This window comes from Pandoraea iniqua, from assembly GCF_902459685.1.
GTDB lineage: Bacteria > Pseudomonadota > Gammaproteobacteria > Burkholderiales > Burkholderiaceae > Pandoraea > Pandoraea iniqua.
The window spans coordinates 1,062,041-1,073,031 of sequence record NZ_CABPSF010000001.1 but is presented as its reverse complement, the minus strand read 5'-3'; the positions used below and the strand labels follow the sequence as shown (position 1 = coordinate 1,073,031).

The following is a 10,991-nucleotide window of genomic DNA, read 5'->3' as shown; positions in this document are numbered from 1 at the left end:
GATTTTCGTGCAGTCCCTTCTCACCTCAAGGAGCACATCATGCTGCAAAAAGTCCGCACCGAGCTGCAACCCGACACGCTGATTCACAACCTGAGCACCACCGTGCATGCCGGCGTCGCAGATCTCGACGCCCCTGCACGCAAGGTGTGGGACGTGGTTGGCCGCTTCGACGGCTACAACCGCTTTGTCACCGGTCTGGAGTACATCCAGATGACCGGCACCGCCACCGGCCCGCGCTCGCTGCGCCATAAGCATTTCACCGGCGGCGACCTCGTCGTCGAGCAACTGAACACGCGCGACGATGCCGGCATGACGATGAGCTGGACGCTCATCTACACCACGTTCGACATCGGCAACATGTGGGCGTCGATGGAAGTCGTGCCGCGCGGTGACAACGGCTGTACGGCCACCTACCGCATCGTCGGCGAAGCCAAATCCGGCAACCCGAAAGATCAACCGGCGTTCGACGCCTTTGCCGTTGCCTTCCTGAAAATGGCGATGGACAACCTGCGCACGATGTTCAACGGCTGACCGGGACGCTGCGAGACGTTGGCTGCCCTTCGATCCTCCGCGGCGTTTGCTGCGGAGGATTTCTCACCTGCTTCGTCACGGACCGCCTCATGGACAGACATATCCCGCCCGCCGGGCGCTGGCAACTTGCGATGCGCGCGCAACGCATGAAGCCGTCGTCGTTGCGAGAATTGCTCAAGGTCGCCGAACGTCCCGACATCATCTCGTTCGCCGGTGGCTTGCCCTCCCCCTATGCCTTGCCGGTCGAACGCCTGCGCGCTGCGGCCGACGACATCCTGCGCCACGACGCGACCGGGGCACTGCAATACGGCCCATCGGAAGGCTACACGCCGTTGCGCGAAGCCATCGCCGAGCGTCTGTCGACGGGTGGCACACGCATCAACGCATCGCAGATTCTCGTCACCACCGGCTCCCAGCAAGCGCTCGATCTCGTAGCCCGCGTGCTCATCGACCCGGGCAGCCGCGTGCTGGTCGAAACGCCGACGTACCTCGGCGCCGTACAAGCGCTCGCGCAGTACGAACCGGCCTTCGAAGAGGTGCCGACCGATGCCGCAGGCCTGTTGCCCGACCGGCTCAGCGATGCCTCGATGCGCTCCGCCCGCCTGCTCTACACGCAGCCCAATTTTCAAAACCCGACCGGGCGCACGCTGTCTCTTGAGCGACGCATTGCGCTCGTCGCGCGCGCCCACGACACGGGGTTGCTGCTGGTCGAAGACGATCCCTATGGCGAACTCGTGTACAGCGGCCACACCCCGCCGTCGCTGCTCTCGATGGCGCCGGAGAGCGTCGTTCACCTTGGCTCGTTCTCGAAAGTGATTGCGCCGGGATTGCGCGTCGGTTATCTCGTCGCGCCTGAGGAACTGATGGTCAAGCTGTTGCAGGCCAAACAGGCGAGCGACCTGCACACCACCGGCCTCACGCAACGGCTTGCCCATGCGCTGCTGACCGACGGCGACTACGACACGCACCTCACGGCCATTCGCCTGCGCTACCGCGCGCAATGCGCGCTGATGCTCAAATGCCTCGCGCAGTACATGCCCGACGGTGTTGCGTGGACGCGTCCCGCCGGTGGCATGTTCCTTTGGGTCACGCTCCCCGAACAAATCGACAGCGCGCACCTGTTCGAAGACGCCCTCAAACTTGGCGTCGCGTTCATCCCCGGGGCGTCGTTTCACGCCATCTCACCGCAAGCGAATACGTTGCGGCTGACGTTCGCGACTGCGACGCCTACGGAGATCGAAACCGGTATTGCGCGTCTGGCCGATGCCATTAAGGCACGCCTGCGAGAAACGGCGGTCTGCGTCGCCGTGCCCTGATCCCCACCCTCACCGTCATTCTCTTCATCCTCGTCACGACGCACGGGCCGTTATGGCCCGGGCGCCGCGTCATGCGCACGCCTGAAGCGCGGCATCCGTTTGCTCGGTCAACCCCAAGTGTTGCGCGATTTGCCGGAATCGCGCGACGCACGGGTTGGTCGTGGCAGCGCTCCACACCAGCGCAACGTCGATAAACGGCGCACGCAGTAACGGAACGAACTTCACATTGTCCGCATGCGTGCTGCGCATCGAGTTGTGCACGAGCGCCACCCCGAGCCGTTGCCCAACCAGATTGACGATGGTCTGCTGAAAGTTCGTCTCCAGTCGCACCTGCGGCATGAAACCGGCCTGCCGGCAGTGTTCGGTGATGGTGTTGTAGATATACGGCGACGCCTCGCGCGGCGAGATGATGAACGAATCGTCCTTCAATTCAGCAACGGAGATGGCCGAGCGAGACTCCAGTCGATGCCCCGCCGGCAACGCGGCCACCAGCGGCTCGCGAAAGATGGTTTCCGTGCACAGCTCGTCGGTCGCATCCGACGAATACATGATGCCCACGTCGAGCTTGCCGCTGCGCAGATCTTCCGCCAGCGTGGTCGGAATCGTCTCTCTGAGCTTGACTTCAATGCGCGGGAAGGCCGCCGCATAGGCGCGCGTGAGGATCGGCAAGACGCTACACGCGACCGCAAACATGAAGCCGGCCGATAGCGTGCCGGCGTCACCGAGTTCAGCAGCGCGCGCATGCGAGCGCGCGCGATCGAGTGTGGCGAGCACCGAGCGCGCGTCGCCGTAAAAGCGTTGACCGGCGGCGGTGAGTTGTACGCTGCGCTGCGTCCGCTGGAACAACACCACGCCGAGCTCTTCTTCGAGCATGGCGATCTGTCGGGAAAGCGGGGGTTGCGAGATATGCAAAAGACTCGCTGCACGACCGAAATGCAGCGTTTCAGCCAGTACTACGAAATAGCGGAGTTGCCTCAGTTCCATGGAGCCTGCCCCTAAAAAGAACATCGGTTTCTATTCATAGCGAACCGGTATCAGTCATCACATCATATGGTATTGGAGGCCTCCGGCGAATCGAACTATGCTTGCTCTTGCTTTATGGAGCACCCCCCACGGCAGTCGCCATTTTGCGATGCGGTGCCGCCAAACGCGGCACATGCCACTTCCTATAAAGTTAATGAGAGACGCTATGACCGCCCACGATCCGCTGGACAGTTCAAACGCACACTTTCAGTCTTCACCACGTCCGTCGCTCGATCAGCTTTGTGGTGCCGACCCGACCATGCTGGCCACGTTGGCCCGTGCCCGCCTTCTCATCGATCGTCAACTGCCGATTCTGGTGCTCGGTGAAACCGGCACCGGCAAGGAATATCTCGCCCGTGCACTGCACGACTACAGCCTGCGCCGCCACGCCGCCATGGTGTCGGTAAACTGCGGCTCCATTCCCGAGAACCTCATCGAAAGCGAACTCTTCGGTTATCAGCGCGGCGCCTTCTCCGGCGCCTTGAATTCCGGCATGAAAGGCAAAGTCGTGCAGGCCGATGGCGGCACGCTGTTTCTCGACGAAATCGGCGATATGCCCGCAGCGCAGCAAACGCGATTGCTGCGGGTGCTCTCCGAGCGCGAAGTCACGCCCATCGGTTCGGCCAGACCCATCGCCGTCGACCTGCAACTCGTTTGCGCAACGCACCAGAATCTCGAGTCGCGCGTACAGGCCGGGCTATTTCGTGAAGATCTTTACTACCGCATTGCGGTCGGCATCGTGCATCTTCCCCCGCTACGCGTCCGGCATGATCGCGACTGGCTGCTCGGCGCAATGATTGCCACCGAATCGCGCGGCACCGCCAATCTCGATTCGCTCGATCGCGAGGCGCGCGAGTTGCTGCTGTCGTATTCTTGGCCGGGCAACCTGCGCCAGATGCGCACCGCAGTGCAATATGCCTGTGCAGTCAAGAGCGACGACACCATCCGCGTGCGCGACCTGCCGGCCAATCTGCTGCAAAGCGCCAGCCGTCAGGCCGCCGGCAACGCCCCGGTGGCCGCCGCGCTGCCGGGTCTCATTCAACCCACACCGCTGGCGTCGCTGTCGCCCATCGCCAACGGCGAACGCGAGATCATCATTCGCGTGCTCTCCGAGCGTCGATGGAATATTTCAGCCGCCTCGCGAGAACTCGGCATCTGCCGCACGTCGCTCTACCGGAAGCTTCGCGAACTGCACATCCCCCACGTTCGCGACATGGGCAGCGACGCCCTGCTCGGCTCGCATCGCTGATGCTGCGCCCTTCACCCTACGGTCCGTCTCTGACATGTCGAGTGGCACATGCGATGTTTGGACGTAATGCTCCAGACGCCTTTCGCAGTGCAGCAGACGGGTGACGGCCCGCCTGCTCCCTTTCTTCCCGAGTGAATGCGCCCGCGCAGCGTCAGGCGCGGTCTGCCAGCAAGGCCATCATTGCGGTGTCCTTGTAGCGCGGCCCTGTCGTTGCGCCCGCCGGCATCTGCGCATCGAGTGCGCGCAGAATTCCCGCATCGATGCGCGCCGTCGCCGCCCCCAAGTTTTCTTCCAGCCGGGCGATGCTGCGCGTACCGGGAATCGGCACGATGTCGTTGCCACGCGAAAGCACCCATGCCAGCGCGAGTTGCGCGGGTGTCACCCCCGCTTGCGCGGCGTAGGCGGCCAGCGTTTGCGCCAGTCGCATGTTGGCCGCGAAATTCTCGCCTTGCAGACGCGGATCGGAGGTGCGGCGCGAATCGCCTTCGGGGAAATCTTCCGCGCGGCGTGCCGTACCGGTCAGAAAGCCGCGTCCCAGCGGCCCGAACGGCACGAGTCCGATGCCCAGTTCCCGCAGGCAAGGCAGAATTTCCGCTTCGAGATCGCGATGGAATAACGAGTATTCGCTTTGCAGCGCACTGACGGGATGCACCGCGTGGGCGCGGCGAATCGTGCGCTCGCTCGCTTCAGACAGGCCGAAGTAGCGCACTTTCCCCGCACTGACGAGGTCGCCAGCGGCGCCCGCGACGTCTTCGATCGGCACGTTCGGATCGACGCGGTGCTGATAGAGCAAGTCGATATAGTCGGTGCCCAATCGAGCGAGACAGCCGTCGACGACGGTGCGGATGTGCTCGGGCCGGCTATCGGCCCCGGTCACGGCGCCGTTATCGAAACGGAATCCGAACTTTGTCGCGATGATGGCTTGTTCGCGCCGGCCCTTGAGCACGCGCCCGAGCAGTTGCTCGTTGACGAAGGGACCATAGACTTCGGCCGTGTCGAAAAAATTACAGCCAAGTGCCAGCGCCCGTTCTATTACGCGAACCGATTCGGCGTCGTCCGCCGGGCCATAGGCGTAGCTCATGCCCATGCACCCGAGGCCCAAGGCGGGCACCTCCAATCCCTGCGTCCCCAGCCGTCGTTTTGGCAGCATCGTGTCGCTCCTGTGCGATGTCGTTCGATGTGGTGTCGATAAATGTGATCTCTTGCACTGATGGCTCTGATGGACCTGATGGCCGCGACATTGGCGCACCAGTGCACACGCTCACAATGCAAGTTTCGAACCACTGCCCACCTCGTCACAACGCGCATGGAGCGAATACCGCATGGCGGCTGGTTTTGCCGTCGATGCATCGTTTTTCGAACGCGCGTTGGAAGTCCGGCGATAACGACACATACGCGTGCGACATCTGTCGCAACACGCGACAGGTGTCCATACCGGTGAGACAGTGCGCCGGACGCATCCCCGTTTCAGGCAGTGATTCCAGAGTCATTTCGGTGTCGGCATGGCCGCATGGCATCCGAATTGCTTGGAGTCCGTCATTTCGTCCCTGCCCGTCGCGCACGGGTGACTCATTACAATGACCGAAATCAATACGGCAAGTCAGGCGAGCACGGGGCTCGCCCTGTATGGCGAAACGCGCAGCATCATGGCCCGCTTCTCGGGCTGGCTGACGCATCTGACCGCCGACGAACAATGTCGCGCGCGCGCCTTTTCCCGACCGGCCGATCGGCAGGATTATGTTGCGGCGCACATTCTTGCGCGCGTCGCTGCCGCCCGCGTGACAGGGGTCACCAGTGCGGCGGGCGATCTGGCGCGCACCTACGCACTGGTGCAACGCTGCGAACAATGCGGCGGTGCACATGGGCGGCCACACCTGCCGGCGCATCCCGGATTGCACATCAGCCTGAGTCATACGCGAGGTGCCGTCGCCGCCGCGTGTGCCATCGAGCCGGTCGGCATCGATGTCGAACACTGGGATCAGGCCTTGTCGGTCGATCTGGATCTTGGCGATCTGTCGGAAGACATGGGCATCACCGGCAGCGAACGCGACCGCCTCGCCGCCTTCGCGAGCGTGGCGCTCACGCACCATGCGCCGTCACCCCGTGCCTTGGCGTGGCTGCGGTTGTGGACACGCAAAGAAAGTCTGGTGAAAGTGGGCGTCACGACGCTCTCCGGTCTGAGCAGCGTCGACCTTTCCGGTCTGCCGATGAGCGAAGCCCCGCTGCGCGCGTGGCAACGGCGCGTCGCGCACGGCCACTGGTCGATGACCGACTGGCTGGACCCTGCGATGCGCATCAGCGGCACGGTAACGTGTACTGGGGCGGTGACCATCGAGCAAATCGAGGCGAACGAGGCATAGCGCGGGCCGACTGTTCCGGTCATAGGGCGGGGCAACTGTACCTGTCGCGCGACAACGGAACGCCGCTAGAATCGACGCACCTGTCACCCTTCCAAGGTGCTGCTTATGATTCGCGTACTCGGCCGGCCGGGGTCCATCAACGTGCGCAAGGTACATTGGCTCTGCCATGAACTCGACGTCCCGTTCGTCAACGAACCTTGGGGCGATGCGACGGGTACGCTGCCGCTCGCCGACCCGGGTTTCATCGCCTTGAACCCGAACCGGATGGTGCCGGTGATCGACGACAGCGGCTTCGTAATGTGGGAGTCGAACAGCATCCTGCGCTATCTGGCGGCCACACGCGGCAGCAGCGCGCTGTACCCGTCGGCACCGCGTCAGCGCGCTCGCGTCGATCAGTGGATCGACTGGCAGGCGGCCGATCTGAACCCCGCATGGCGCTATCCGTTCATGTCGCTGGTGCGCCGCGCGCCGGGCTACGACAACCCCGCGACGCTGGGCACGAGTGTGCAGCGCTGGTGCGAGCTCATGACCGTGCTCGACCAGCAACTGCAAGCCACCCAAGCCTTCGTGTGTGGCGAGACGTTCACACTCGCAGACGTCCCCATCGGCTTGTCGGTGCACCGCTGGTTCAGCACGCCCGTCGAGCACCCGCCGCTCGACGCCGTGACGGCGTACTACGACCGGCTTTCGCAGCGGGAGGGCTTCCGCCTTTATGGCCGCAACGGCACGCCTTGAAAGGCAATGAAAGGGTGCGCGAGGCTATGAACTTTGAGGGGCCGGGAAACTGGCACAGACGCGCCACTTGTTGTAGATTTCGTTTCAGCAGACAGAACCATCGTAGTTCTGCACCGGATCATTAGGATTGCTGAAAGGAACGACCATGAGAATCGACAGTGGCCTGAGTTATCTGGGCGCCAACGGCACGCAATCTCCCGCGGCCGCCAAGCGCACCGACGCCTCCTTTGCCGCGGCACTCGCTGCCACGACGCAATCGCCGACGCACATCAGCAGCGCGCCGTCGCAGAAGACGGCCGAGTCCAAGCCGACCGACTTCACGAGCATGACCCGGCAACAGATGCGCGACTGGGTCAACACGCAGATTCAAAGCGGGCAGATGTCGCTCGATGACAGCTCGCCGCTGATGGCCATGACGATGAAGATTTCCGTCGACACGGGTATCGAAGTCCCGGCCGGCAGCGATACCGAGCAGATCGACTTCACCAACCGGGCCCGTCAGGGGATTGCCGCCGCCCTGTCGCGCAACGAACCCGAGAATGCCAAGCGCTTGCAGGTCGCGCTCGACCTGCTGCTCAAGCATCAGGGCGAGACGTTCGGCGTGAACACCCACGCCTGACACCTAGCGCGTAGTGCCGCAACAGGCCGGCGGCTGTCATTTCTTTGTAATCCCTGTGCAAGCCCGGTGTGGGAGGCGGCTCCCTAGACTGGCATCGCGTGATCGAACATCCGATCGAGCCCATGCCACTCTTCAGGAGCCAACCCCATGCCGTACGCCGTCCGTTCTCTCGTTGCCCAGTCTGCTGCCGCCCTTGCCCTGCTTGCCGGCGCCGCCGTCCCTGCCTTCGCTGCCCCCGCCGCTTCCACCGCTTCCGCCATCAAGAACATCGTGCTGGTGCACGGCGCGTTCGTCGGCGGCGCAGGCTGGCGTCCCGTCTACGACATCCTCGTCAAAGACGGTTACCACGTCACGCTGGTGCAAGAGCCGCTCACCTCGTTTGCAGAAGACGTGACCGCCACCAAGCGCGTACTCGACACCCTCGACGGCCCGGCCGTGCTCGTGGGCCACAGCTACGGCGGCGCGATCATCACCGAAGCGGGCAACGACGCCCACGTCAAGGCGCTGGTCTACATCGCAGCGCACGCCCTCGATACCGGCGAGACCGAAGCCAGCAACGGCAAGAAGTATCCGAATGCCACCAAAGCGGTCGTCAAGACGGCCGGCAACTTCCTGTACCTGAACCCGGCAGACTATCCGGCGGACTTCGCCGCCGACCTGCCGCGCGCGCAGGCCGAATTCGAAGCCCATGCGCAGATGCCGACGTCGGCGTCCGTTTTCACCGCGAACATTCCCGACCCGGCGTGGAAGACCAAGCCGAGCTGGTACATGGTCGCCAAGGCCGATCGCATCATCAATCCGGATCTGGAACGGATGTATGCCGCCCGCGCGCATGCGCACACGGTAGAAATCGACGGCGCCAGCCATTCGGTCTACGAGTCGCACCCGAAGGAAGTCGCCGCGCTCATCGAACAGGCCGCAGAACACGCCGGGGAGTGAGCTTTCACACTGCTGCACGCCTGAGCGCCGCAGGCCACACCTCGCCAAAACGGCTATGCTGTGGCCAGCGGCGCGCTGACATCACCGCGCGCCTCCACGCCACTACTTACGCCGCGACATCATGCGAATTCTTGTCATCGAAGACGAAGCCAAGACGGGTGACTACCTGCGTAACGGGCTGACCGAAGCGGGCTACGTCGTGGATGTTGCGACCGACGGCATCGATGGCCTGCATCTCGCCACCGAGACTGCCTACGACCTGATTCTGCTCGACGTGATGATGCCTGCGATGGACGGCTGGACCGTCATGCGCAAACTCGGCGAGCGCTCACGCACGCCGGTGCTGTTCCTGAGTGCGCGCGGCACGCTCGAAGACCGTCTCAAAGGGCTGGATCTCGGTGCCGACGATTACCTCGTCAAGCCCTTCTCGTTCGCCGAATTGCTCGCCCGCATCCGCATCATCCTGCGGCGCGGGCAACCGCAGGCCAGTGACGATGCACTTGTCGTCGGCGACCTGCGCATCGACGTCTCTCGCCGCCGTGTCGAACGCGGCGGCACACGCATCACCCTCACCCCCAAGGAATTCGCGTTGATGCGGTTCTTCGCGGAGCATCAGGGCGAAGTGCTGTCTCGCACCCTGATCGCGTCGCGCGTGTGGGACATGAATTTCGACAGCGATACCAATGTGGTCGACGTGGCCGTGCGCCGCCTTCGCCAGAAGATCGACGATCCGTTTGCCACACGACTCATTCATACCGTGCACGGTGTGGGCTATCGCTGCGAAAGCGAAGCGTGAGGCAACCACCGATGCCAGCCCCGATGCCAAGCGCCAAGCGCCTCACCCTCTCCACCCGGCTCGCGTTGTCATTCGCGTTGCTCGCCTTCATCGCGACGGCGGGTGTCGGCTTCATGCTGAACTGGAAGCTCGAAGCGCAGTTGAGCGTGCGCGACGACGGCGCCCTCGTCACCCGCGTGGATCAACTGCGCACGCTGATGCAGGATGTGGACGCACACGATCTCATTCGTGACAAGCCGCACCTGTTCGCCAATATGCTCGGCAACACCGAGTCGTTACTGGTGGTCGGCTATCCGGGGGAAGCGCCGCTCATCAACGTCAATCCGGGGCACTCTCCCGTGCCCACGATGCAACCGGTCGCGGCCGACGCGCCGCTCACGCTGGCGGCCGTACGCCACACGACGATGCCCGATGGCACGCCGTTCATCTACGTCGCAGCGGCTGCGCACGGTGTCACGGGGCAACGCGACTTGCAGATCGTCTCCGGCCGGTTGATGACGGAGCGCACAGAAATGCTGCACGACTATCGCCGCCAGATCGTGCTCTTCGCACTCGCTGGCGCCGTGCTCGCCGCGCTGCTCGCGTTTGCGCTCGCCCGTTATGGCCTGCGGCCGTTGCGACGCCTTGCCGCGCAAACCGCCGCCATTGGTGTGGGCACCTTGTCCACGCGGATCGCGCGGCACAGTGCGCCGCCCGAACTCGATCCGCTAGTGGACGCTTTCAACGCCATGCTCGACCGGCTGGAGCGTGGTTTCACGCAATTGAAGCAAGTCTCCGCCGACATGGCGCACGACCTGCGCACGCCGATCGCCAACCTGCTCGGCCAGACGGAAGTGGGGCTGCGCCAGACACGCGAGCCCGCCTATTACCAGCAACTGCTCGGCTCGAATTTTGAAGAGTTGCAGCGCTTGTCGAAGATGATCGACAACATGCTGTTTCTCGCGCGTGCCGAGCACGCCGACCATGTCATCGACCGGCAGTCCGTGGCGCTCACGGAAGAACTGCCGCGTCTGGCGGAATACTTCGAAGGGTTGGCAGAGGAACGTGGCATCCGTCTGGAATGGCAAGGCGACGCCCACGTGCTCGCCGACGCTCAATTGCTGCGCCGCGCACTCGCCAACCTGATCGTCAACGCCATTCGATATGCCGATGTGGATACCGTTGTCCGCATCGGTGCTGAACCACGCGATGGCGCGACCGCATTGCACGTCGAGAGCTACGGCCCGACCATCGACGCCGCGCATCGCGAGCGGCTGTTCGACCGGTTCTACCGTACCGACGCCGCGCGCCACCAATCGTCCGGCTCGAATGGTCTCGGGTTGTCGATCGTGCGAAGCATCATGCAGTTGCACGGTGGCACATGGGCCGTGCACAGCGAGGCCGGTGTGACGCGATTTACGCTGACGTTTCCTGACGCATAAAG

At 63.6% G+C, this 10,991-nt stretch carries 11 protein-coding genes; 9 read left to right on the top strand and 2 right to left on the bottom strand.

Features of this window, described 5'->3' with window-relative positions; all coding sequences use genetic code 11:
- Positions 1-39: 39 nt before the first annotated feature.
- Positions 40-531, top strand: a complete 492-nt coding sequence (locus tag PIN31009_RS04760) for an SRPBCC family protein (protein WP_058377374.1) — start codon at positions 40-42, stop codon at positions 529-531.
- 89 nt (positions 532-620) lie between these two features.
- The gene (locus PIN31009_RS04755) at positions 621-1,847 is read left to right on the top strand and encodes an aminotransferase-like domain-containing protein (protein ID WP_150789473.1); all 1,227 of its coding nucleotides are present in this window, start codon (positions 621-623) and stop codon (positions 1,845-1,847) included.
- Between the two features lie 69 nt (positions 1,848-1,916).
- Here PIN31009_RS04755 and PIN31009_RS04750 read toward each other — a convergent pair whose 3' ends face one another.
- The gene (locus PIN31009_RS04750; RefSeq protein WP_150683216.1) at positions 1,917-2,831 is read right to left on the bottom strand and encodes a LysR family transcriptional regulator; all 915 of its coding nucleotides are present in this window, start codon (positions 2,829-2,831) and stop codon (positions 1,917-1,919) included.
- Positions 2,832-3,036: 205 nt separating this feature from the next.
- Between PIN31009_RS04750 and PIN31009_RS04745 the strand changes: the two genes are divergently transcribed.
- Positions 3,037-4,119, top strand: coding sequence for a sigma-54-dependent Fis family transcriptional regulator (locus PIN31009_RS04745; RefSeq protein WP_150683215.1), 1,083 nt, complete (start codon positions 3,037-3,039; stop codon positions 4,117-4,119).
- 151 nt (positions 4,120-4,270) lie between these two features.
- On the opposite strand, the gene PIN31009_RS04740 is transcribed toward PIN31009_RS04745, so the two are convergent.
- A complete protein-coding gene (locus tag PIN31009_RS04740; protein ID WP_150789472.1) occupies positions 4,271-5,269 on the bottom strand; it encodes an aldo/keto reductase in 999 nt (332 codons plus the stop codon).
- Positions 5,270-5,696: 427 nt separating this feature from the next.
- On the opposite strand from PIN31009_RS04740, the gene PIN31009_RS04735 reads away from it, so the two are divergent.
- From PIN31009_RS04735 to PIN31009_RS04710, 6 genes are all read left to right on the top strand, one after another.
- Entirely contained in the window at positions 5,697-6,479 is a 783-nt protein-coding gene (locus PIN31009_RS04735; RefSeq protein ID WP_150683213.1) for a 4'-phosphopantetheinyl transferase family protein, read from the top strand.
- 105 nt (positions 6,480-6,584) lie between these two features.
- A complete protein-coding gene (locus PIN31009_RS04730) occupies positions 6,585-7,214 on the top strand; it encodes a glutathione S-transferase family protein (protein ID WP_150789471.1) in 630 nt (209 codons plus the stop codon).
- Positions 7,215-7,359: 145 nt separating this feature from the next.
- On the top strand, positions 7,360-7,833 hold the full coding sequence (locus PIN31009_RS04725) for a hypothetical protein (RefSeq protein ID WP_150789470.1): 474 nt from the start codon (positions 7,360-7,362) through the stop codon (positions 7,831-7,833).
- 147 nt (positions 7,834-7,980) lie between these two features.
- On the top strand, positions 7,981-8,772 hold the full coding sequence (locus PIN31009_RS04720) for an alpha/beta hydrolase (protein WP_150789469.1): 792 nt from the start codon (positions 7,981-7,983) through the stop codon (positions 8,770-8,772).
- A gap of 121 nt (positions 8,773-8,893) precedes the next feature.
- Positions 8,894-9,568 (top strand): heavy metal response regulator transcription factor, encoded by a 675-nt coding sequence (locus PIN31009_RS04715; RefSeq protein WP_087689469.1) that lies wholly within the window; start codon positions 8,894-8,896, stop codon positions 9,566-9,568.
- Positions 9,569-9,579: 11 nt separating this feature from the next.
- Entirely contained in the window at positions 9,580-10,989 is a 1,410-nt protein-coding gene (locus tag PIN31009_RS04710; protein WP_150789468.1) for a heavy metal sensor histidine kinase, read from the top strand.
- The last annotated feature ends 2 nt before the right edge of the window (positions 10,990-10,991 follow it).

Coding starts and splice junctions, on each gene's coding strand:
- PIN31009_RS04760 (WP_058377374.1), top strand. CDS start 40: ATGCTGCAAAAAGTCCGCACCGAGCTGCAACCCGACACGCTGATTCAC.
- PIN31009_RS04755 (WP_150789473.1), top strand. CDS start 621: ATGGACAGACATATCCCGCCCGCCGGGCGCTGGCAACTTGCGATGCGC.
- PIN31009_RS04750 (WP_150683216.1), bottom strand. CDS start 2,831: ATGGAACTGAGGCAACTCCGCTATTTCGTAGTACTGGCTGAAACGCTG.
- PIN31009_RS04745 (WP_150683215.1), top strand. CDS start 3,037: ATGACCGCCCACGATCCGCTGGACAGTTCAAACGCACACTTTCAGTCT.
- PIN31009_RS04740 (WP_150789472.1), bottom strand. CDS start 5,269: ATGCTGCCAAAACGACGGCTGGGGACGCAGGGATTGGAGGTGCCCGCC.
- PIN31009_RS04735 (WP_150683213.1), top strand. CDS start 5,697: ATGACCGAAATCAATACGGCAAGTCAGGCGAGCACGGGGCTCGCCCTG.
- PIN31009_RS04730 (WP_150789471.1), top strand. CDS start 6,585: ATGATTCGCGTACTCGGCCGGCCGGGGTCCATCAACGTGCGCAAGGTA.
- PIN31009_RS04725 (WP_150789470.1), top strand. CDS start 7,360: ATGAGAATCGACAGTGGCCTGAGTTATCTGGGCGCCAACGGCACGCAA.
- PIN31009_RS04720 (WP_150789469.1), top strand. CDS start 7,981: ATGCCGTACGCCGTCCGTTCTCTCGTTGCCCAGTCTGCTGCCGCCCTT.
- PIN31009_RS04715 (WP_087689469.1), top strand. CDS start 8,894: ATGCGAATTCTTGTCATCGAAGACGAAGCCAAGACGGGTGACTACCTG.
- PIN31009_RS04710 (WP_150789468.1), top strand. CDS start 9,580: ATGCCAGCCCCGATGCCAAGCGCCAAGCGCCTCACCCTCTCCACCCGG.